Below are 22392 nucleotides of genomic sequence, written 5' to 3' on the forward strand. Positions count from 1 at the left end.
TCCGAGACGGTATGCAGATAATTTATGATGCCGAAGAACATAAATTAGCTGTACGCAGCACTGGCGAGGGGACCGTGCGTGTACGTCACACATGACAGTCCGAGATCACACTACGTCCGACCGAGCAGAGCGGAACCGAACGACGCGACGAACCTTCTTGCGGGCGGCGGGTGCGACAGCGCTGGCGGCCGGCATCGGGACGGCCTCGCTGTCTGGCACTGCCGCGGCAGCACCGAACGACTCGTTCGTCGAGACCGACGGCGCACAGTTCGTCATCGACGGCGAGCCGGTCTATCTCAACGGGTCGAACAACTTCTGGCTGATGGACACGTACTACGGGACGCCGTCGTTGCACGACACGGTGTTCTCGCTGTACGATCGCCTGGGGCTGAACTTCGTGCGGACCTGGGGGTTCAACGACGGCGAGAGCGAACACGGGCCCACCCTCCAGCCCTCACCGGGCGAATACAACGAGGAGGCCTTCGAGCGGTTCGACTCACTGGTCGCGAAAGCCGGCGAGTACGGCATCAAACTCGTGCTCCCGCTGGTCAACAACTGGGAGGAGTACGGCGGGAAAGGCCAGTACGTCAGTTGGGTTGACGGTGCGTCCAGCGGTGACGACTTCTACACCAACGAGGAGTGCAAACAGCTCTACAAGGACTACGTCGAGTACGTCCTCACGCGGGAGAACACGATCACTGGCGTCGAGTACCGCAATGACCCGGCCATCGCCGTCTGGGAACTCGCGAACGAACCGCGGGCGTCGTCGCTCTCGGTCGAGGAGCTGACGGGCTGGGTCGAGGAGATGTCCGCCCACATCAAATCGATCGACTCCAATCACCTCGTCTCGACGGGCAGCGAGGGCTTTTACACCGGCGGCGAGCACGGCAGTTCGTATCCGTACCGCGCGAACGAGGGCGTCGACTACGTCGCCCAACACCAGGTCGACACCATCGACTGCTGTTCGTACCACATGTACCCCATCGCGTGGAATCTTGGGGCGGACAACGGCAGTGACTGGATCGCTCAACACCACGTCGACGCTCAGGAGACCATCGGCAAGCCCGCTTACGCCGGCGAGTTCGGACTCTCGACGAGCGACGTCTCGATGAGCGAGCGGAACAGCTACTACCAGGACTGGTACGACACGCTCGACACCGAAGACGCCGCGGGCGCGATGGTCTGGCAGGTCGTCGACGGCTCTCGTGAGAGTCCGCCGCGACTCGACAGTCCGACCCATGGGATCTACGAGGACGACACCGAGACGCTCTCGATCGTCCAGGACTACGGCGCTCGGGCGCGTGCGAAATCGGGTACCGCCCTCGAACCCGACGCCCCGTCGGCCCCGACCGGCGTCGGCCTCTCCGGGCGGACCGACACCTCGATCGACGTGGTCTGGAACGCGACCGTCGGGTGGGGCGCGGGGGCGGACCACTACGCGGTCACCCTCGACGGTGAGGAGGCGACGACCCTCCCCGCGGGGACGACGTCGACGACCGTGACGGGCCTCGATCCGTCGACCGAGTACACCCTCGCAGTCCGTGCGGTCGACGTGAACGGGACGCGTTCGGCCTCGAGCGAGACGGTGACGCTCGCGACGCTGCCGAGCGAGGTCTCGACGGTGGTCGACCCCTGTGCGGACACGAGTATGCTGGCAGAGGCGTCCGATCTGGACGCGCTCACGACCGACACGACCAACCCCGAGTACTTCGTCCGGCCGGACGGTGAGGCCGACGACGCCCGCATCAACCGGAGCGCCGCCGAGGACGTCGCGATGGTGTATCGCGTCGACGGGGACCTCCTCGATCTGGCCGTCGAGTTCCACGAGAACGCCTCCGAGGGCGGCGATATCGAGTACTACGAGTCGACCGACGGTGGGGCGAGTTGGCAGGCCGTCGAGGTCCGCCGGACCGAGTACAGCCCGCCGAGCAGCGGTGGCTGGTCGAGTCAGTTGCACTCGAAGACCGGGTTCTCCGAGGGTGTCGACCGCGTAAAACTCGTCCTCACTGGCGGGAGTGCCGCCTGGGCCGTCCAGGTCGGGACCGTCGAACTCACCGTCGGTGACGGCTCCGACGAGCCGGCGGCCCCGCCGGCCGTCGGCGGGAGTGCGAACGCGCCGACCGATCCGGACGGCGACACGCTCTTCGAGGACGTCGACGGCGACGGTGAGCTGAACTTCCCGGACGTGAACACGCTGTTCCAGAACACCGAGTCGGCATCGGTCCAGGACAACGCCGGATTCTACGACTTCTCCGGCGACGGTGTCGTCGACATGCAGGACGTGCTCGCGCTGTTCGAGTTGGTCTGATCGACCCGATCGATTCGACGCTCGCGTCTGCGCTCTGGAGCATCTGAATCCGGGTGCTGGCCGCCCTATCCACGTCGAAATAATTTAATATTATCCTGGTTGAATACTTTAAATATATATTTAAATTATAAAAAATACATTTGGCTCTCGACCCCGTATCGACTGTGGACTGTGACAGAACCGTCCTGCGGCGTCACAGGGGACATTCGAGAGATGACACGATCGCTCACAGAGGCGCTGACGCGCTGGGGATTCTCCGACACAGAGGTCGACGTCTACCTCGCCGCGCTGGAGGCGGGCCAGGCACCGGCCTCGGAGATCGCAGACACAGCAGACGTTTCGCGGCGTCACGTCTACCGCGTCAGTGAGCGACTGGCGGAGGTCGGCCTGGTCGACGTTCGAGACCAGTATCAGCCGACACTCATCCGGGCGACGCCGTCGGAGGAGGTCGCCGAGATCATGCAGCGCCGCCAGAAGACGATCGTCACCGAGATCGACCAGCACCGCGGCGGGCCGGACGAGCCGATCGGTGGCGTCGAGGTCATCAAACACACGGCCACCGTGCTCGACCGCACCCGATCACTGATCGCCGCGGCCGACGAGCTGGTGTTCGTGACCGCGCCAGCGGATCTCGTCGAACGGCTGGCCGAGGACCTGCAGGCGGCCCGCGAACGGGGAGTGATCGTCCTGGTGTTCACCGAAGACGTCGCCGGGCTGTCGCAGCCGTTCGAGCAGATCGCGAGCGTCGTTCGGGTGCGCGAGGACTTCGACCTGTTCCACCAGTTCGCCCTGGCTGTCGACTCTTTCCGGGCGCTCGTCGGCACGCCCGAGGCTATGGACCATCACGCCGACGAGCGGTTCGGTCCGGCACTGGCAGTCGAGGGCGAGTACGTCACGCCCCGGATCTGTGCGTCGTTTCTCGAATACGAGTGGAAGCTCGGCGTCGAGCGCGCCGTGCCCGAGCCAGTGTCGCTGCCCGCCACGTTCGAGGGGTTCACTCCGGCGGTCGTTCACGCTGCACTCCACCGTAGCGCAGGGACCGACCTCCACGCGACCGTCGTGACGCGCCCCATCGAGCGGGACCGCTCTGATCGCGACACCAGGACCACGATCGAGGGCGCTGTCTCCGCGGTCCGACAGGGGATCGTGGAACCGTATCGGAAATCGTTCCTCTTCGAACAGTCGATGACGATCGATACCGACACGGGTGAGGTGACCGTCGCCGGTCCGGGTGCGATGTTCGAAGACTTCGTCGCGACCAGGGTGACACTTCAGCGGGGCAGCGATGTGGACTCTTGAGTCCCGATCGTCGCTCACCACGCCTGGCGACGGTCGATTCCCGTGGAGGGACGCGACGGTCGGGCCGTCGGGAGGCGGCGGCCGTGGGGGCGCGCACCTGAAACGGTCTTGGGGCCGTATCGATCCGGACGCGCCGCCGTCTCGACGGTGATCGGTCGGCCGTGTCGGTCACCTCCGGGCGGACTGACCCGAATCCCCGATTCGGACAGCACGGACCGAACTGTGACGAACTACGTCGTCGGGAATCGCCGCGGCGTTTTTGTAACTCCCTGCCGGTCTACAATCACCGCCATGAACAGAGAAAGAAACGGCCGCGCGCGAGCCACGGGGACAGCGTCGACGCCCCCAGCGGCGACGGGGACAGCGTCGACGCCCCCAGCGGCGACGGGGACAGCGTCGACGGCCCCGGCGGCGACGGGGACAGCGTCGAGGCCCTCGACGGCGACGGGGACAGCACCGACGCCTTCGACGGCGGCGGAGACGGCGTCCTCGCGCTGGTCGGGTGATACTCGTGTCTGACGAACCTGGCTTCGATCCGATAGAGCGCCGTGGGCTGTTGAGACGGCTCGGCGCTGGGAGTCTCTGCATGGCGGGGCTCACCGGCACCGGACTCTCGGGGACCGCCGCCGGGCAGTCGGCCCAACCGACCGTGGACCTCGCGACACCCGTCCACCCGGCCCGACACGAGGCGTCTGGACTGCTCTATGGGCTGAGCGCGGACGGCTCGGAGCCGTCGAGCGCGTGGCTCGAACCGATCGATCACGGCCTCCAGGTCGGCGGCGGCGCCCGAATCGCCAGTGGTGGCTGGGGAACGGCCGGAGAGAGCGGGTACGCGGCCCGCTGGGACTCGATCGTCCAGCAGTACGAGCGGGTCACGAGCGGTGGATCCGACGCCGAGTACTGCATCCGGATGAGCGACCTGTGGGGGGCGGACGCCACGCAGGCCGACACCGACCCACACCCGGGTGACGACGGGGACTGGAGCAGCTATTACGACTTCCTCGACCGGATCATGGACGACGTCGAGGCCGCCGGGATGGCGCGCGACGAGATCCAGTACGAGATCTGGAACGAACCGAACATCGATATTTTCTGGCCCCGATCCAGATCGCAGTACCACGAGATGTGGCAACACGGTGTCGAGCATATCCGGTCTCGACAGCCGGACGCCCGCATCGTCGGGCCGGGCCACACTCACTTCAGTCGGAATCTGATGGGCCAGTTTCTCGATATGACGGTCGAGACGGGGTCCGTGCCGGACATTCTCAACTGGCACGTCCTCCAGGCCAACAACGACGCAGTCGAGACGGCATCGGCGGTGCGGGACCTGTTGGCCGAGCGCGGTCTCGAACACCTCGACCTCGAAGTCAACGAGTACGTGCCCTCGGACCGGCAGAGTCCGGGCTACACGGCGTGGGATCTGGCTCGCGTCGAGAAGTCCGACATCGAGTACGCCGCACTGGGGAACTGGTCGTACTGTTGTGCGACGTCGGCGCTGTGTGCGACGCTCACCGAGGACGGGGCGGCACCGACCGGGCGGTGGTGGCTGTACGCCCGGTACGGACAGACCAGGGGTGAGGTCGTCCGCACCGAGGCGACCGACAGCATCGACTCGGCGGCGAACTGTAATCCGGAGGAGACCCAGTCGCGGATCGTCGTGGGAAATCACGGCGTCTCGGGCCAGGTCGACCTGCGGATTCAGAACCCTGACCGCATCAGCGACAGTCGCGTGCGGGTCAAAGTCGAGCGCCTACCCGACCAGGACGGCGGCGCGCTGCCAGCCCCGCTGGTCGCTCAGGACTACGTCACCGACGCCGGCAGCAATCATATGGTCGGCATCGACTGGTCGACACCGACCGACGCGTACGTCGTGACGGTCACGCCGGCGACGCCGGCGGTGCCGGAGGGCATCTATCGCATCGAGGCGGCCCACAGCGGTCACGTCCTCGGTGTCGCGGACGGGGCGACCGACGACGGCGCGGCCGTCACCCAGCAGGCCGATGCGGATGCTCGCCACCAGCGCTGGTCGCTCGACCACCTCGGAGACGGCGTCTACCGAATCGAGAACGTTGCTACCGGGAAGGTCCTGGACGTGGCGGACAGCGGTACCGAGAACGGGGCGACCGTCCACCAGTGGACCGACCTCGGCGCGGACAACCAGCGCTGGCACGTCGAACAGACCCGAAGCGACGTCTACAGGATCGAGGCGGTCCACAGCGGGAAGGTCCTCGATGTCGACGGGGGGTCCTCGGAGGCCGGCGCGACAGTCCACCAGTGGGTGGATCGGAGTGGCGACAATCAGCGCTGGCGCTTCGTCGCGGTCGAGAACGACCAGCCACCGACGCTGGGCGAGCGGGTGCCGACCGACCCGGACGGCGACGGCCTGTACGAAGACGTCAGTGGGAACGGTCGGGTCGATTTCCCGGACGTGAACCTGCTCTTCCAGAACACCGACACCGCGGCCGTCCAGGACAACACGGCGTTCTACGACTTCTCCGACGACGGCACGGTCGATCCGCAGGACGTCCTCGCACTGTTCGAGATGGTCTGATCGGTCGGTGTGCCTGATCGGCGGATCACACCGACGACCGCCGACGGGACGAAAACATCGAACTTAACAATTTAAAATTATATTAATGTAGTTAAAAGATAAAAACACATTTCCGGGATGGAGTCGTACGTAAGTATCAGTCCGTGACGTCTCGTCATGGTGTCACAGGGGAATCCGAAACATGACACGAGACACAGAATCCGAGCCGATAGCGGAATCGGCACCGACCGGCGAGGGTGAATCGACTTCGAAATCGACTGTCGCGATGGCTCGCCGGGAGTATCTCCAGTCTGTCGGGGCCGTCGGCGCATTCGGCGTCGCCGCGTCGTGTGGTAGCGCGGCGGCCCAGAGCGCCGAGGAGACCACCTACGAGAATCCACTCCATGGCCCGGATTTCGCGGATCCGACGATCCATCGGGCCGAGGACGGCACCTGGTGGGCCTACGCCTCGAACATGAGCTACAGCGATCCGGCCAACGAGACGCTGGTGCCGATCCTCTCCTCGCCGGATCTGGTGAACTGGACCGAGGAGGGCGAGGCGTTCGCGTCCGAACCGGGGTGGACCGAGGGGTCGATCTGGGCCCCCGACGTCCACTATCACGACGGCCAGTGGGTCCTCTTTTACTCGAAGTGGCCGGCCGACCGGGACGCCAACGCGGACCAGACGGGCATCGGCGTCGCGACGGCCGACACCCCCGGCGGCCCGTTCACCGACCACGGAGCGCTGTTCACGAATCCCGACCACCCTTATCCCGGCAACACCATCGACCCCTATTTCGTCGCCCACGAGGGCACCCCTTACCTCTTCTGGGGCAACTTCGCGGGTATCTATCACGTCGAACTCACCGCCGACCTGCGCGACTACCGATCGGGAACCTTCGGACAGATCGTCGGGGGTGCCTACGAGGGCTCGACCATCTTCGAGCGCGACGGTACCTGGTACTATTTCGGCTCGACCGGGGACTGCTGTGACGGGTTCGACAGTACCTACGAGATCGAAGTCGGGCGCTCGGAGGACGGTCTGTTCGGGCCGTACTACGATCGCGAGGGGACGCCCATGATGGAGCGCGACGAGTGGAACGCCGGTCCGACCCACCTCGGGGACAACGACCGCTTCGTCGCACCGGGCCACGGCGACGTGACCGTCGACGACGCGGGCAACCACTGGTTCGTCTATCACGCCTACGACACCGAGGGCCCGGAGATCGCCGGCCAGTACGGCTGGCCACCCGCACGGCAGTTGTTCCTCGACCGTGTGTACTGGACCGACGACGGCTGGCCGGTCGTCGGCGGCGACGGCACGCCGAGTCTGACCGCGCCGGTCCCGAACCTGGGGCAGCGACCCGCGCCGATCGAGGACGGCACCTATCGGATCCGAAACGCCCGGAGCGGGCACGCACTGGCCGTCGAGAGCACCGACGCGGGCGCGAGTGCGATCGTGACGACCGACGACGCCGGTGCGCACGACGAGTGGATCGTCACCCGACTATCGGGCGGCGCGTACGTCGTCGAGAACGCGGAGTCCGGCCTCGCACTGGAGGTCGCGGACGCCGCCACCAGCGACGGGGCCGACGTTCAGCAGTGGCACCCGAACGGCCACCCGACCCAGCGGTGGACGCTCCTCGACGACGGCGACGGGTCCCGACTGTGGAACGCCTGCGGGAATGCGGTCGGTGGGCGACAGGTAGCCGAGGTGGCGAACGCCTCGGAGTCGGCGGGCGCGACCGTCCAGCAGTGGACCGACAACGGCGGGAACCACCAGCGCTGGGAGTTCGTGCCGGTCGACGACCCCACGACGCCCGGTGACGGACCCCCGGCGCTGGGCGAGCAGGTGCCGACCGATCCGGACGGCGACGGCCTGTACGAGGACGTCTCGGGGGACGGCGACCTGAACTTCCCGGACGTGAACACGCTGTTCCAGCACACCGAGTCGGCGGCGGTCCAGGACGACGCCGCGTTCTACGACTTCTCCGGCGACGGTGTCGTCGACATGCAAGACGTGCTCGCGCTGTTCGAGATGGTCTGATCGGTCGACTCCGCGACGGCGCCATCCGAACGGTCGCGTGTGATCGCGAGCGTGTCTGGGTGAGCGTTTCGATGATTCCACTCCGAATTTTTCGCGGTGTCTGATTTCGAGGAAAAATCCTTTGGCGCCAGCTGTCGTATCGATGAACGAGTCCGTACAGAACCGGGTGGCGGGGGGAACGGACGTGAGACGACTCTGCACATGACACGAGATATCGAATCACCGGATGGGGAGGAATCGACGACGGACGAGGACGGATCGACCGGGCGGGTCGACCGGCGGGACTACCTGCGCGCGATCGGGGGCCTCGGCATCGGGGGGCTGGGGACGGCGGGCGTCGGTGCGCTGACCGGGACGGCCACGGCCCAGACGGCCTTCGACGAAAGCGCTGCCGACGAGCGCATTCGGGAGACTCAGACGGGCCCGCTCACCGTCGAGGTCGTCGACGAGAACGGCGACCCCGTGTCGGGCGCGTCGGTCGACGTCGAGATGACCGAACACGATTTCGACTGGGGCACGATGGTCAACGCCGGGACGCTGCTCGATCGATTCGGGGAGGGCAGCGACTACCGCCAGTACCTCCAGGAACTGTTCAACACGGCCGTTCTGGAGAACATCCACAAGTGGGCCATCTGGGAGGGCAACATCCAACAGGCCGACGACGCCGTCGACTGGCTCGACGAGCACGGCTTTCGGATCCGCGGGCACACCTGTGTCTACGGCGTCGACTACGCGATTCCGAACGACGTCCTCACGGCGGCTCAGAACGGTGACGGCCAGACCGTCCGCGACCGGACGATGGCCCACCTCCGGGAGATCATCACTCACTACGGCGATCAGATCCAGGAGTGGGACGTCGTCAACGAGGCCGTCCACCGCGGGAAACTCCAGCAAGGCGAGTATTCGGGCGTCGATCCCGAGAACCCGATGTCCAGCCAGACCAAGCCCTGGACGACCGATCTGCTGGCCGACTGGTATCGCGAGGCCGAGTCGGTGATCGAGGCAAACGGCCTCGACGTCGAGACCGCGACGAACGACTTCAACACGATGACGTGGGACCAGGACGAGTACTACGAACAGGTCCAGTTCCTCCTCGATCAGGGCATCGATCTGGACGCGATCGGCCACCAGACCCACCTCGGATCGTCGACGAACCCATCGGGCCAGTCCTGGAGCTACGCGACGATCGACGCGGTCTTCGAGCGGTTCGCCGCGCTCGACGCCAACCAGCGGATCACCGAGTTCGACATGGCCGGTGACGGCTGGAGCGGGCAACAACAGCGCGCCGAGGCGTTCCGGGCCTTCCTCAAGACCGCCTACGGCCACCCCGATGTCGACCAGTTCGTGATGTGGGGGATGTGGGACGAGACGCACTGGCGCGACGAAGCGCCCTTCTTCGACGAGGACTGGTCCGAGAAACCTGCCCTCGACGTCTGGCGCACCCTCGTCCTCGACGAGTGGTGGACCGACGCCTCCGAGACGACCGCTGACGACGGGACCGCGACGGTCGACGCGTTCCTCGGTGAGCACGACGTACGCGTCGAGACGAGCGACGGCACCACGGTCACGGAGACGGTCGCGGTCACCGACTCGTCCGCGGGCGCACGGATGACGGTCACCGTCGACGTGCCGACCACCGAGGGCCCGAACTGGGTGTCGGAGCCAGCGCCGACCGATCCGGACGGCGACGGCCTGTACGAGGACGTCTCGGGCGACGGTGACCTGAACTTCCCGGACGTGAATCGGCTGTTCCAGACCACCGAGTCGACAGAGGTTCAGGACAACGCCGAGTATCTCGATTTCGACGGCGACGGCGACGTCGACATGCAGGACGTCCTCGCGCTGTTCGAGCGGGTCTGACCGACCCGAATCCGTCCCGACGGCACTCGATCGGACCGAATCGTGGTCTCGGAGGGGGGACCGACCGGCCACACGCGACTCACAGATGACTCGAAACCACACCACGACAGATCCGGACGCACAGGTGACCACAGACGACGCCGACCGCGCAGCGACTGACGAATCACGCACCGACCCCGGGGGTGGCCGCGTCGACCGCCGGGACTACCTCCGCCTGATCGGCGGTGTCGGGATGGCCGGGGCCGCCGGGTCGATCGCTGGCCAGGCGACGGCCCAGAGCGACGACTGGGAGGCCGCCGCCGACGAGCGCATTCGCGAGCACAGGCAGGGCCTGCTGACCGTCGCAGTCGTCGACGAGAACGGCCAGCCAGTGCCCGACGCGACCGTCGAGGTGGCGATGCAGTCTCACGACTACTGGTTCGGGTACGCGATGTCGGCGGACTTACTCGACCAGACCGACCCGGGCCACCCCTATCGCGAGGCGCTGAAAGAGGACTTCAACGTCGTCTGGTTCGGGAACAACCACAAGTGGCGTTTCTTCGAGGAGAATCAGGAGCGTGCCGACCGCGCCACGGCGTGGGCGAAAGACAACGGCCTCGACATTCGGGGGCACGTCTGTCTGTGGGCCAACGTCAACGCCTGGCCGATTCCCGGCGACGTCGTCGACGCGATGGGCCTCGACCACCAGTCCGGCGAGAGCGGCCCCGACTTCGACGCCCAACACGTCGAGGACCGGAGCTTCGAGCACGTCCAGACGATCATCGACCACTACGCCGACTTCGAGTACGACGGCACGTCGTATGGCTCCGTGATCGACGAGTGGGAGGTCATGAACGAGGTAGTCCACGAACCCGGATTCATCAAGGCCGTCAACGGGGTGCCGGCCCCCGACGACGCGCCCGACATCGACCCCGTCACCGATCCCGTGCTCGCGGACTACTACCAGCACGCCCGCGACGTCGCGCCCGACGACGTGGGGCTGGCGGTCAACGACTACAACACGATGGAAGGGTCCTACGAGTACGCCCGCAGCGACTACGAGCGTCAGATCGAGTTTCTCGCCGCGAACGGCCACCTCGATTACGTCGGGATCCAGAGTCACTTCACCGAGCAGAGTACGACGGTCTCGCCCCAGGAGGCCCTGGAGGTCCTCGATCGGTACGCCCAGCACGGCGTGCGCCTGCGCGTGACCGAGTACGACGCGACCGGCGACGACTGGTCCGACGACGAGAAGGCCGACTTCTTCGGTGACTATCTCAAAGCCGTGTTCAGTCACGAGGCGACCGACGCCTTCCTCACGGCGGGCGGGAGCGACGAACACCACTGGCGCGACGACGGGCCCTTCTTCTATGCGGGCTGGGACCCCAAGCCCGCCTACGAGGTGTATCAGAATCTGGTCTTCGACGAGTGGTGGACCGACACCGCCGAGACGACCGGTGAGGACGGGACCGCGACGGTCGACGCGTTCCTCGGCACCCACGAGGTGCGCGTCGAGACGACCGACGGCACCACGGTGACCGAGACTGTCTCGATCACCGACTCGGACGCCGGTCGACAGATCACGGTCACCGTCGACGGATCGACCGCGGACGGTCCGAACTGGGTGTCGGAGCCAGCACCGACAGACCCGGACGGCGACGGCCTGTACGAGGACGTCTCGGGCGACGGTGACCTGAACTTCCCGGACGTGAATCGGCTGTTCCAGACCACCGAGTCGACAGAGGTCCAAGACAACGCCGAGTATCTCGATTTCGACGGCGACGGCGACGCCGACCTCCAGGACGTGCTCGCGCTGTTCGAGATGGTCTGACGGGTCGGGCCGGGACGGACTGAGTCTGCGGGACGGATCGGCACAGTGGGGATCGTTCGATTCCGTCGGGAAAGATTTAATCACGCGTGAGGCTAACATGTAATGAACCAGGTCTGCGAGTCGGGGGGACGGGCGCGCAGACTGTGTGAAATTACACCATGAACGACGACACCACACCACGATCGACCACGGGTGCATCGACCCAGGCGACCACCAGACGACGACTGCTGAAGGCCGCGGGCGCGGCCGCTGCGGGCAGTCTGGTCGGGGTCGGCCTGACGAACTCCGTCAGCGCCTCGTCGGTCGCGTCGGCCCCGCCGCGTCTGGAGCGGAAGAGCAGTTCGAGCAACCTGATCGTCGACCCGCAGGGCAACCGGGTGACGCTCCGTGGCGTCAACATCGTCGATCCGTGGCGGGCGGGCCGGGACGCCCCCTACTACAAGTTCAGGGGCGAGCGGTCGGTCCAGTTGGCGACCAACCACGACAACGGCTGGCACGCGAACATCATCCGCGTGCCGATGCAGCCCAACGACATCGCCCGGCAGGGCGCGGGATCGATCGAACCCGGTGCGTACACCCAGGAGCAACTCGACAGCTACATCGAGAAGTACGTCGATCCGATCGTCGAGGAGTGTGCCTACCAGGGTGTGTACTGCATTCTGGATTACCATCGGCACTGGCCGGACGGCCCGGACTGGGACCAGGCCGACCTCCACGAGGAGATCACCGACTTCTGGGACACCGTCGCGGCGCGGTACGCCGAACAGGATCACGTCATCTTCGAGGTGTACAACGAGCCGACGACCCCGTACAACGGCGCCGGCTGTATCCAGGACTGCCCGGACGTCACCGACGATGGCTCCGAGCAGACCTGGCTCAACTGGCGCGAGACGGCTCAGCCGTGGGTCGATACGATCCGCCAGCACGCCTCGAACCTGACGATCATCGGGTCGCCCCGCTGGAGTCAGTGGACGCTCTGGGCGCCCGAACACGAGTTCGCGGGCGAGAACCTGGGCTACGTCGGGCACTTCTACACCCAGGAGGGCCTGCGCCCGCTGTCGACGTACTTCGGTGAGGCCTCCGAGCAGGTGCCCGTGTTCATCACGGAGTTCGGGTTCGGTGGCTCGGGCAGCCACATGAACGGCACGCGCGAGGAGCACGGCCCCGAGTTCGCGGAGTTTTTCGACACCTACGACGCGGCCCACCCGATCGGCTGGTGTTTCGACTTCGACTGGGGCCCGCCGATGCTCGATCGGAGCTACGAGGTCGCCACCGAGTGGGGCGACTGGATGCAGTCGTTCCTCGCGGACAACTACGGGACGTACGCGCCCGCCGATCCGCATCCGAACGTCTCGGCGCCCGCCGCGCCCGGCGAGGTCGCACTCCTCCAGAAAGCCGACACCACCGTCGAGGTGGAGTGGCCCACCGTCGACGGGGCCGACGGCTACAACGTCTACGCGAATCAGGAGTTGCTCGGTCAGGTGAACGGGCCACCGATCGTCATCGGCGGCCTCGAACCCAGTTCGCAGGCCTGGATCGGCGTCACCGCGTACAACGACGGTGGCTCCTCGGCGTACGTCGAGATTCCCGAGATCAACCTGCTCGGTGAGGGCGAGGGCCCCGACCTGACGCCCGACATCGGCGGTGACGCCGACCCCGAACCGCCGACCGACGAGACGCCGACCACGACCACGCCGACCGACGACGAGCCGACCTGGCCCGACGCACCGACCGATCCCGACGGCGACGGCCTGTACGAGGACCTCTCGGGCGACGGAACGGTGAACTTCCCGGACGTGAACACACTGTTCCAGAACTCCGATTCGGCTGCCGCCCAGGACAACGCGCAGTACTACGACTTCGACGGCGACGGCACGCTCACGATGCAGGACGTCCTCGCGCTGTTCGAGACGGTCTGAGCGTCGACTGCGTCGACGTCGGGGACGTGGCCCACCTCGGAACGGCAGATTGAGGGGCCCGCCGGGCGCGAGTCGGCACATGGGAACACTCGTCGTCAAGGACGGACGCGTCCTCCGCCCGGACGGATCGATCGATCGAGCGGACGTGCGCATCGACCGCACGGCTGGCCGAATCGACGCGATCGGTGCGGACCTGTTCGGTGACGATCACCTCGACGCGTCGGGCGGCCTCGTCGTGCCGGGACTGGTCAACGCTCACACGCACGTCGCGATGACGCTTCTCCGCGGTGTCGCGGACGACAAACCGCTCCAGGCCTGGCTGGAAGAGGACATCTGGCCGCTGGAGGCCCACCTCACGCCGTCGGCGGTCCGGGCGGGCACCGAACTCGGCCTCGTCGAGATGATTCGCTCGGGCACGACCGCGTTCGCGGACATGTACTTCCACATGCCCGAGGTCGTCGCCGCCGTCGAGAAATCGGGCCTGCGGGCCCGACTGGGCTACGGGTCGATCACGGTCGGGAAAGACGCCGACGCCGCCCGCCAGGAGTGTCGTGACGGCCTCGCTTTCGCCCGTGAGTACGACGGGGCGGCCGACGGGCGCATTCGAACGGCGTTCATGCCCCACTCGCTGACGACCGTCGGCGAACAGTTCCTCCGGGAGTTCGTCCCCGAGGCCCGCGCGGCGGACCTGCCCGTGCATCTGCACGCCAACGAGAATCGCGAGGAGGTCGCCCCGATCGTCGAGGAGCACGGCCAGCGCCCACTGGCGTACGCTGCGGACTGTGGCCTGCTCGACGCGGACGACTTCCTCGCCCACGCCGTCCACCTCGCGGACGGGGAGATCGATCTGCTCGCGGAGCGCGGAACGGGCGTGGTGCACTGCCCGGCGTCGAACATGAAACTCGCGAGCGGGATGGCCCCCGTCCAGCGCCTCCTCGACGCGGGCGTGCCGGTCGCACTCGGCACCGACGGCGCGGCCTCGAACAACGATCTCGACGTGTTCGGAGAGATGCGCGACGCGGCGCTGGTGGGCAAACTCGCCGCCGACGACGCGAGCGCGGTCGACGCCCAGAGCGCGGTCGAAATGGCGACCGCGGGCGGGGCGGACGTCCTCGGCTTCGAGTCCGGGCGGATCGAGGCGGGCGCGAACGCCGATCTGGCCGTCCTCGATCTGGACGCGCCGCATCTGACGCCACAGCACGACCTGGTGAGCCACCTGGTCTACGCCGCCCGCGGGAGTGACGTCCGGCACACGGTCTGTGACGGCCAGGTGCTCATGGCCGATCGGGAGGTCCAGACGCTGGACGCCGACGCGGTCCGCGAGCGCGCGATCTCGGAGGCGACCGCTCTCCTCGATCGGGCGGCCTGACTCGAAACCATCAATTGGCCGCCGGACGGATCGCCGTTCGATGACGGATCGCGGCGATCGATCACGATTCGACCCACGCGGCTTCTATCGGGCGATCGCCGTGCGCTGGCACCGCTGGATCGAGCGGACCGACAACCTGCTCACGCTGTCGGTGCTGGTCGTCCTCCCCGTTCTCATCGGCGGCGTCACCCTCCTCGCCAACCACGAACCCGCGCTGCCCTTTCTGCTCTTCCCGCCGCTGGCCTCGGGTGGCTACTCGCTGTTTGCCGATCCGGGCGCGTGGCGACGAGACGTCCGGCGGTTCGTCGGTGGCCTGTCGGTCGGGGCGGCGAGCGGGTGGCTCGCGCTCGAAGCCGCGACGGCCGTGTGGTATCAGGTGCCGGCGACGAACGTCCACGCCGGCGCGGTCGCGCTGGGCGTGTTGGTGACGGCACTGGTCACGCTCGCCCTCGACCTCCAGGCTCCGGCGGCGTTCTCGACGGCGCTGCTCGTCCACGTCTCCGGCCCCGGTGGGGTCGACCCCGTGGGCTACGTCACGAGCGTGATCGCCGGGAGCCTGATCGTCGCCGGCGCGTACGTCGTCTGGCGGCGCGGCCTGTACGACCGCCGGGCGGGCCTGCTCTACGAGTCGATCGAGGCCGACGATCAGGTGCTCGTGCCCGTCTACGGCGAGACCGCGACGGCGACCGCGACGCTCGGGGCCCGCATCGCCGGTGCGCACGACGCCGGGCGGGTCGTCTTGTGTGGCCTCCTCGACGGGACGGACCCGCCCGCACATCCGGCCAGCGACGCCGATTCGGTCGACGCGGTCGCGGAGGACCTCGAACGGATCGCCGCGGCGGTCACCGATCGGGTCGGCACGCCGGTCGACGTCGTCGTCGCGCGCGGGCGGGCCGACCGGATCCTCCGTGTCGCTCACGACACCGACTGCGATCTGATCGTCGCGCCGGCGGTGTACGCCGACGAGGGCCTCGCGCCGTTCGTCCGGGCGCTGTTCCAGAGCGACCTCGACGTGCTCGTTCACGACTCCCGGGCGGGCCGGACCGAGTGGAATCGCGTGCTCGTCCCGGTCCGGCGCGCGAGCGACGTCGCCCACAGCATGATCGACTTCGCGGACCGACTGGTGGGGTCGGGCGCGGTCAGCGTCTGTCGGTGTGTCGACGCTGCCGACGAGCGCCCGACCGCCGAACGCGCGATCGAGCGGCTGATCACGGCGTTCGATCGCCCGATCGAGACGCGCGTCGCGGTCTCGCCCCTGGAGACGTTTCTCGACGCCTACGCCAGCCAGTACGATCTCGTCGTGATCGGTGCGAGTCGCGACCGCTCGCTGCCCTCGCGGATCCTCTCGCCGCCGACCTATCGGCGTCTCGCGGGCATCGACACCGACCTCGCGATCGTCGATCGCAACTACCGGTCCTGAGTGTCGAACGACTCGAAGGCGGCTTCGAGGTTGTCGAGTTCGGCACCGAACTGTCGCTCGAAAAACGTCTCGACGCCGGGCGCGTGGCCGTCGACGACGAAGCGATTCGAGAGGCTCGTGCCCGTCTCCGTCTCCGTCAGGCGGTGCTCGCCCTGGATGTCCATCACCGATGAGCGACCCACGAACCGGACGAATGCGGGGGGATCGCGCTCGACGTCGCGGGTGTCGACGCTGACGCGTTTGTCGAGCAGCGGGATCGGCAGCGATATCTCCCAGGTCGCGCGATCCACGTGCTCGGGATCGGCATCGACCGCCTCGACGACGCTGATGGCGCGCGCCCGCTCGATCGGGTCGGCAATGAACGCCCAGACGGCGTCCCGGGGGGCGTCGATCTCGATCGTGCGTTCGAGTTCGACGGTCATGGCCGCACTGGGGTGTCCGTCACAATAGGTGGCGTGGTCTCGGCCGTCCACCCGTTAGGCTAGCGTCTGGACCGCGACGATCGCGGCGACGCCCGCGGCGACCGCGAGCGCGAACCCACCCCCGGCGATCAGGTTGTCTGCCGCGGCGACGGCCATCACGCCCGCACCGAGTGCGGCGACGGCGAGCCCCGCGAGTGCGATGCCGACCGGTCGATCGGTCTGTGTCTCCATGCAGGCTCAACGGAGAGCGCCCACTTCACTCGTTCGCCGCGTCGTCGATCTGCACCGGGCCGGCGTCGCGATCCAGCGCGAGGTTCGTCGCGATCTCGGCGTTTCGAACGCCGAAGTCCGCGGTCTGCTGGAGGGCGACCAGCACCTCACGGACCTGCAGGAGGTCGTCGTTGGGCAACTCTTCGAGACCGTCGAAGATGTCCTGGACCTGGTCGTCGATCGCCTGGAACCGCTCGCGGACGTCGGTCGTCACCCCGTGATCGCGCTCGACGGCGGCCTGGATCGCCTGTTCTGAGATCTTGTCGACGTGATCGTTGAACGCACGGATCTGTTTCATCGTCGAATCCGAGACCGCCAGGGTGTGGCCGTCGGCGTCGCGAGCGATCGTCGCGATGTCTTCGGCGCTGTCGGCGGTGAGTTCGAGGTTCTTCGCGAGCGAGCGATACGCGATCAGCGGAAAGCTCTCGGTGAGGCCGACCGCGCGCGCGAGCGTCGGATCGCGATGCGCCGAGAAGATCAACCGGAGGAGGAGGACGAAGATCTTGTTCGCCTGGCGCTCGCGGTTCAGCGCCCGATCCGCGAGTTCGCGATTCCCCTGGCTGAGCGCGTCGATCGCCTCCGAGCGCATCGTCCGGCCGGTCGACTCCAGGCGTTCGAGCAGGTTCGTCAGCGAGAAGTCCGCGGGATCGACCGAACACCGGATCGAGATCCTGTCGGGCGTCTCTTCGATGACACCCAGGCCCATGAGTTGGGCCTCTGCGTTGTACACCGCGGAGATGTGCTCGCCGTCGAGCGTGGCCCGATCTCCCGATTCGACGGCGATCACACGCCGTCCGAGGACGTACTGGGCGACGATCGCTCGTTCGAGCGTGTCGGCGTCCAGGTCCGACGCGTCGATGGTCGCCGTCGACTCGCCGGAATCGATCGATCCCGGCAGGACGGTGATCGACCCCTGATCACCGATGCGCAGGCTCACCTCGTCACCTTTCTCCACGTCGTACGTACGGGCCCACTCCGCGGGCAGCGTCATCGCGAGCGTCGATGGGCCCAGTTGCTGGACCTTGCGGGTCTCCATATCTCGTCCAGGGTCCCTACGGCCTTGTATCTGCCCCGTTCGGTAGAAGGGTGTATAAGGGCATACTATCGCTCCGCGCAGTCACCGGTATTTATGGTGGTCGGCCTGCTATCTCGATACGCCGGGAACGACGCTTTTCTCGTCTGACCGGCACAAAACCGGCGTCGGCACCTCGCACTCCTCGGCGGGTTCGCGCCCCGGGCGACCCCGGTCGTCCCCTTTCGTCTGATCGACTCCCGAGACCGATCAGGGCGAGAGGTGATCGTCGACGGGTTCGGCGGGCACGCCCGCGACGGTCGTCCCCCGGGGCACGTCGCTCGCGACCAGCGAGTTCGCCGCGACCGTCGCGTCCGCGCCGATCCGTACGCCCGGGAGCACCGTCGCGCCCGTCCCGATCGTCGCGCGATCACCGATCCAGACGTCTCCGACGCGATACTCGTCCTGGAGGAACTCGTGACAGAGAATCGTCGCATCGTAGCCGACGATCACGTCCTCACCGAAGGTGATGCGATCGGGCCACATGAAATCGGGCGTCGCGCCGATGGCCAGTGCGGTCCGTGCCCCGACCTCCGCACCGACGGTCCGGAGGACGACGTTTTTCAGCCGGACGCTGGGGACGTACTTCAGTATCCAGATCACCACGGGCATGAACAGCATCCAGATCGGGTTGCGCGCGCGGATCCAGTGGCTGTACACGGAGTTCGGCCCCGGCGTCGCCGTGCGGTCGAGACGGTCCTGTCGTCGCTCGTCGTCCCCGCAAGCCTCGTCGCTCATCGTCGCCTCTCGGTGCCGGGCGTCGCTCGGTCGGTCGAGACCGGGTCCCTCACGGTTTCACTCGCGCAGACTTGCGAGATGTTCGTCGCGCTTGGCGAGCAGGGCCTCGGTCCCGATGTCGTGACGCACGCGGACGCCCTCCTCACCGATCGCCGCGAGGCCGTCTTCGGCGATCGATTCGGCCTCGGCGATGGTGTCGGCGACGCCGACGACCGCGAACGCTCGCGAGGTCGTGGTGTAGATGCCGTCCTCGCGGGCGTCGACGCTGGCATAAAACAGGAGTGCGTCGGTCTCATCGACGGCGTCGGCGTCGATTTTCGTCCCCGCGGCGGGATCGGTCGGATAGCCCTCGGGGACGGCGTACTTACAGACCGTCGCCTGGGAGGCGAAACTCAGGCGTGGGAGTTGATCGCCCTCGCGCGCGGCGACGAGCACGTCGAGCAATGGGGTCGTCATCACGGGCAGTGTGTTCATCGCCTCGGGGTCGCCGAAGCGGGCGTTGAACTCGACGACGCGGACGCCGTCGGCGGTCAGCATGAACTGGCCATAGAGGACGCCCGTGTAGTCGTCGAGCGCCGCGACGGTCTGCTCGATGATATCGACGGCGTCCATGTACTCGGACTCGTCCATGAAGGGCAGTTCGAGACTGGCCGCGCTGTACGACCCCATCCCGCCGGTGTTGGGCCCTTCGTCGCCTTCGTAGGCACGTTTGTGGTCCTGGACGGCGGGGGTGACCCGGACCGATCCGTTCGCGACGAGCGCCTGGACGGTGAACTCCTCGCCGACCAATCGTTCTTCGAGGACGATCCGGTCGTGTTCGGAGTCGCGAATGTAGTCTTTGGCCTCCTCGACCGTCACCTGATCGCCGATGACGCGGACGCCTTTCCCGCCAGTGAGGCCGGCGGGCTTGACGGCCAGGTCTCCGTCGAACTCGTCGATGTACTCGCAGGCGGCCTCGCTGTCCTCGAAGACCGCGTACTCCGGACAGCCCGGAATGTCGTTCCGGTCCATGAACCGCCGTTGGAACTCCTTGTCGGTCTCGATCCGGGCGGCGTCGGCCGACGGGCCGAAGGTTGCGACGCCCTCGGCCTCCAGGGCGTCGGTCACGCCCGCCTGGAGGGCCGCTTCGGGGCCGATGATCGCGAGCGTCGCGCCGATGTCCTCGGCGTACGCGGTCACCGCGTCCGGATCGGTCGTCTCCAGGGTCTCGACGCCGTCCGCGAGGCCGGCGATGCCGGGATTGCGATTCGTCGCACACGCGTACAAGGTACAGTCGTCGGCCAGCGCCCGCGCGATGGCGTGTTCGCGGCCGCCGCCACCCACCAGCAAAACAGTCTCGCTCATGCCCGAAACGGTGGCGCACGCGAACCTAAAGCTTCCTTTTCGGTGGGTTGAGCACCGGCCGGTCGGTCACCGCGACGGGATCGAAACCCCTCACTCCGCGAGGCGTGCGGCGATGCGCTGGGCGCCGTAGGTTGCCGACCGGTCGGGTTCGTCGGGGGCGATCACCTGCACGTCGCGATCCAACTCCTCGCTCAGACGCTGTTCGAACTCGTCGACGAGCCCCGGAATGCAGACCATGCCGCCGGTGAGTGCGATCGGCTGGTTCAACGCGATGTTGTACAGTTTCATGTAGTCGTTGGCCAACTCGGGGAGGAACGTGTTCGCCACCTCCTCGACGACCTCGTCGAGGTACTCGTCGCAGGCGTTCATCACGGACTTCTCGATGGTGAACTCGTGAGAGCCGCCGCCGGGCTGTTGAATCACGTCGGTAAACGGCTCGAAGTTCTCGAAGTCGGCGTGTTCTTCTTTGTACTCGCGGGCGGTCTGAACGTCGATGTTCACCCGGCCCTGGGTCTCCTCTTCCACGTAGTTGGCGATCCGCCGGTCGACCTCGTTGCCGGTGACGGCACCGGTCGTGAACGGTGAGAGCTGTTCGCCACGACGGTAGGCGGAGGCTTCGAGGTTCGTCGAGCCCATGTTGATCGCGATGAAGATCTCACCGACCGCTTCGAGCCCCTCACCAAAGGCTGGGATCGCCCCACACAGCGATTCGGGGTAGCTCTCGACGAGGGCTTTGCCGACGGGGCTGTTCTCGATGACGTCCTGGAGATTTTCGAGGCCGGACTCGTTGTCGATCGTCGGGATGGCGTAGACGACGACGCTGTCCTCGGGCACGTCGTTCGATTCGAGCACCTCCCGGAAGAATCGGGCCGTCAGGTCCGCGCGATCCTCGTCTTCGGGCAACCCGCTGCGCAGCATGAACTGCACGCGATCGGGGTACTCGCGGGCGGCCTGTTCGCCGTACAGCGCCTGTTCCTCGCCACTGATCGGGTCGTCGTAGGTCGCCAGACAGGTCAGCGTCCGGATCGTCCGGAGTTTCCCGCCGTCGGGGTAGGCGATCACCGTCCGGGTGCTCCCGAGTTTGACGCCGATGGGGACGGGCCCGTCCGCCGTGTCGGGGGCACTCTCCTCGGGGGCGTCGGCCTCGTCCGCCGCGGCCTCCGTCTCTTCGTCGGCCTCGGTATCGTCCTCGCTCATACCAGTAGTGATACCATCGCACAGGGTAAATAGCTGTTCGCCGTTCGTCTTCGTTCGGAGCACTCAGGGCCTGAAGACAACTCTCAGCCAACTTCCGCTACATCACAGTCTTCGGGTCGATTTCCCCGTTCTCCGCGTTGAATCTGGGTCGACCGATCAGCTCATCGCGTCGAGTTTGACGACGTAGACCAGGCTCAACAGGTGGTCGTCGACGTCGAGGCCCTCGCCGTCGTGGGCCGGGTGGTCGATGCCCATGAGGTACTCGCCCAACTCCGAGCGAACCGATCCGGTGATCCACTCGACGTCTTCGTAGTAGGCTAGTGCTTCCATCGCGCCGCGATACCCGCCGTGCAAGAGCAGGTACTCCAGCCACTCGAAGATCAGAAACTCGGCGGACTGGACCTCGGGCATCCCCGACAGATAAGGTTTCGTCGTGTCGTCCCGACTGATCGGCATCAGTTCGCGATACAGCGAGGCGCGAAACGACTCGCTCTCGGGGGCGTTCGGTATCGCGTCGAGGGGGTCGGGCTGTCCGTGACGGTCGGCCCCGTCCGGTCGATCACCGTCGGGCCCGTCGGCCATCTCCCGGAGGTGTGTCAGATCGTAGTCCCGGGGGTTGATCGGCATATCGTACACATTCGTGATACTGGGGCATAAAACTTCCACCTCGTCAGACGGGCGAATGACGACGTTGTATCCATTTTCCACCACACTCTCCGTCGGCGCCACTCTGATTTTCTATCGTGATATCCCGAGACGTGATTTTAAGACGGCGGAACGCGGATGT

The 22392-nt window shown here is 66.8% G+C and carries 17 protein-coding genes; 10 read left to right on the forward strand and 7 right to left on the reverse strand.

Annotated elements, in window-relative coordinates; genetic code table 11:
• Positions 1–91 precede the first annotated feature (91 nt).
• The 10 genes from HARCEL1_RS02525 (at position 92) to HARCEL1_RS02570 (ending at position 16562) form a co-directional block, all read left to right on the forward strand.
• Positions 92–2308 carry a cellulase family glycosylhydrolase gene (locus tag HARCEL1_RS02525; protein ID WP_108381034.1) on the forward strand — a complete coding sequence of 739 codons (2217 nt, stop codon included), beginning with the start codon at positions 92–94 and terminating at the stop codon, positions 2306–2308.
• Positions 2309–2521: 213 nt separating this feature from the next.
• Entirely contained in the window at positions 2522–3607 is a 1086-nt protein-coding gene (locus tag HARCEL1_RS02530; RefSeq protein WP_108381035.1) for a TrmB family transcriptional regulator, read from the forward strand.
• 161 nt (positions 3608–3768) lie between these two features.
• The gene (locus HARCEL1_RS13275) at positions 3769–4113 is read left to right on the forward strand and encodes a hypothetical protein (protein WP_159076986.1); all 345 of its coding nucleotides are present in this window, start codon (positions 3769–3771) and stop codon (positions 4111–4113) included.
• 5 nt (positions 4114–4118) lie between these two features.
• Complete coding sequence (locus tag HARCEL1_RS02540; RefSeq protein ID WP_159076987.1) at positions 4119–6158, forward strand: RICIN domain-containing protein; 2040 nt, start codon at positions 4119–4121, stop codon at positions 6156–6158.
• Positions 6159–6423: 265 nt separating this feature from the next.
• Entirely contained in the window at positions 6424–8184 is a 1761-nt protein-coding gene (locus tag HARCEL1_RS02545) for a family 43 glycosylhydrolase (protein ID WP_108384055.1), read from the forward strand.
• A gap of 201 nt (positions 8185–8385) precedes the next feature.
• Entirely contained in the window at positions 8386–10044 is a 1659-nt protein-coding gene (locus HARCEL1_RS02550) for an endo-1,4-beta-xylanase (protein ID WP_108381038.1), read from the forward strand.
• Between the two features lie 85 nt (positions 10045–10129).
• Positions 10130–11854: an endo-1,4-beta-xylanase gene (locus HARCEL1_RS02555; protein ID WP_108381039.1), complete on the forward strand. Its 1725-nt coding sequence runs from the start codon at positions 10130–10132 to the stop codon at positions 11852–11854.
• A 158-nt stretch (positions 11855–12012) separates the two neighbouring features.
• Positions 12013–13773 carry a cellulase family glycosylhydrolase gene (locus tag HARCEL1_RS02560; protein WP_108381040.1) on the forward strand — a complete coding sequence of 587 codons (1761 nt, stop codon included), beginning with the start codon at positions 12013–12015 and terminating at the stop codon, positions 13771–13773.
• Between the two features lie 79 nt (positions 13774–13852).
• On the forward strand, positions 13853–15142 hold the full coding sequence (locus HARCEL1_RS02565) for an amidohydrolase (RefSeq protein WP_108381041.1): 1290 nt from the start codon (positions 13853–13855) through the stop codon (positions 15140–15142).
• 40 nt (positions 15143–15182) lie between these two features.
• A complete protein-coding gene (locus HARCEL1_RS02570) occupies positions 15183–16562 on the forward strand; it encodes an HPP family protein (RefSeq protein WP_108381042.1) in 1380 nt (459 codons plus the stop codon).
• Here the strand turns inward: HARCEL1_RS02570 and HARCEL1_RS02575 are convergent.
• The 7 genes from HARCEL1_RS02575 to HARCEL1_RS02600 all read right to left on the reverse strand — a co-directional run bounded on the left by HARCEL1_RS02575 (position 16550) and on the right by HARCEL1_RS02600 (position 22232).
• Positions 16550–16984, reverse strand: a complete 435-nt coding sequence (locus tag HARCEL1_RS02575) for an SRPBCC family protein (protein ID WP_108381043.1) — start codon at positions 16982–16984, stop codon at positions 16550–16552. The two genes, HARCEL1_RS02570 and HARCEL1_RS02575, sit on opposite strands and share 13 nt — an antisense overlap.
• A gap of 54 nt (positions 16985–17038) precedes the next feature.
• On the reverse strand, positions 17039–17215 hold the full coding sequence (locus HARCEL1_RS13605) for a DUF7525 family protein (RefSeq protein ID WP_174182915.1): 177 nt from the start codon (positions 17213–17215) through the stop codon (positions 17039–17041).
• Between the two features lie 25 nt (positions 17216–17240).
• A complete protein-coding gene (locus HARCEL1_RS02580; protein ID WP_108381044.1) occupies positions 17241–18290 on the reverse strand; it encodes a phosphate signaling complex PhoU family protein in 1050 nt (349 codons plus the stop codon).
• A 246-nt stretch (positions 18291–18536) separates the two neighbouring features.
• Positions 18537–19064, reverse strand: a complete 528-nt coding sequence (locus tag HARCEL1_RS02585) for an acyltransferase (protein WP_108381045.1) — start codon at positions 19062–19064, stop codon at positions 18537–18539.
• 57 nt (positions 19065–19121) lie between these two features.
• On the reverse strand, positions 19122–20408 hold the full coding sequence (purD, locus tag HARCEL1_RS02590) for a phosphoribosylamine--glycine ligase (RefSeq protein ID WP_108381046.1): 1287 nt from the start codon (positions 20406–20408) through the stop codon (positions 19122–19124).
• Between the two features lie 90 nt (positions 20409–20498).
• Positions 20499–21605: a rod shape-determining protein gene (locus HARCEL1_RS02595; RefSeq protein WP_108381047.1), complete on the reverse strand. Its 1107-nt coding sequence runs from the start codon at positions 21603–21605 to the stop codon at positions 20499–20501.
• Positions 21606–21761: 156 nt separating this feature from the next.
• The gene (locus HARCEL1_RS02600; protein WP_108381048.1) at positions 21762–22232 is read right to left on the reverse strand and encodes a FlaD/FlaE family flagellar protein; all 471 of its coding nucleotides are present in this window, start codon (positions 22230–22232) and stop codon (positions 21762–21764) included.
• Between the last annotated feature and the right edge of the window lie 160 nt (positions 22233–22392).

The sequence above is a fragment of the Halococcoides cellulosivorans genome (assembly GCF_003058365.1).
In the GTDB taxonomy this organism is placed as follows: Archaea; Halobacteriota; Halobacteria; order Halobacteriales; family Haloarculaceae; genus Halococcoides; species Halococcoides cellulosivorans.

What these genes read in the sequence shown, in the direction of transcription:
- HARCEL1_RS02525 (WP_108381034.1), top strand. Translation starts at nt 92, where the DNA reads ATGACAGTCCGAGATCACACTACGTCCGACCGAGCAGAGCGGAACCGA.
- HARCEL1_RS02530 (WP_108381035.1), top strand. Translation starts at nt 2,522, where the DNA reads ATGACACGATCGCTCACAGAGGCGCTGACGCGCTGGGGATTCTCCGAC.
- HARCEL1_RS02545 (WP_108384055.1), top strand. Translation starts at nt 6,424, where the DNA reads ATGGCTCGCCGGGAGTATCTCCAGTCTGTCGGGGCCGTCGGCGCATTC.
- HARCEL1_RS02550 (WP_108381038.1), top strand. Translation starts at nt 8,386, where the DNA reads ATGACACGAGATATCGAATCACCGGATGGGGAGGAATCGACGACGGAC.
- HARCEL1_RS02555 (WP_108381039.1), top strand. Translation starts at nt 10,130, where the DNA reads ATGACTCGAAACCACACCACGACAGATCCGGACGCACAGGTGACCACA.
- HARCEL1_RS02560 (WP_108381040.1), top strand. Translation starts at nt 12,013, where the DNA reads ATGAACGACGACACCACACCACGATCGACCACGGGTGCATCGACCCAG.
- HARCEL1_RS02565 (WP_108381041.1), top strand. Translation starts at nt 13,853, where the DNA reads ATGGGAACACTCGTCGTCAAGGACGGACGCGTCCTCCGCCCGGACGGA.
- HARCEL1_RS02570 (WP_108381042.1), top strand. Translation starts at nt 15,183, where the DNA reads ATGACGGATCGCGGCGATCGATCACGATTCGACCCACGCGGCTTCTAT.
- HARCEL1_RS02575 (WP_108381043.1), bottom strand. Translation starts at nt 16,984, where the DNA reads ATGACCGTCGAACTCGAACGCACGATCGAGATCGACGCCCCCCGGGAC.
- HARCEL1_RS13605 (WP_174182915.1), bottom strand. Translation starts at nt 17,215, where the DNA reads ATGGAGACACAGACCGATCGACCGGTCGGCATCGCACTCGCGGGGCTC.
- HARCEL1_RS02580 (WP_108381044.1), bottom strand. Translation starts at nt 18,290, where the DNA reads ATGGAGACCCGCAAGGTCCAGCAACTGGGCCCATCGACGCTCGCGATG.
- HARCEL1_RS02585 (WP_108381045.1), bottom strand. Translation starts at nt 19,064, where the DNA reads ATGAGCGACGAGGCTTGCGGGGACGACGAGCGACGACAGGACCGTCTC.
- purD (WP_108381046.1), bottom strand. Translation starts at nt 20,408, where the DNA reads ATGAGCGAGACTGTTTTGCTGGTGGGTGGCGGCGGCCGCGAACACGCC.
- HARCEL1_RS02595 (WP_108381047.1), bottom strand. Translation starts at nt 21,605, where the DNA reads ATGAGCGAGGACGATACCGAGGCCGACGAAGAGACGGAGGCCGCGGCG.
- HARCEL1_RS02600 (WP_108381048.1), bottom strand. Translation starts at nt 22,232, where the DNA reads ATGCCGATCAACCCCCGGGACTACGATCTGACACACCTCCGGGAGATG.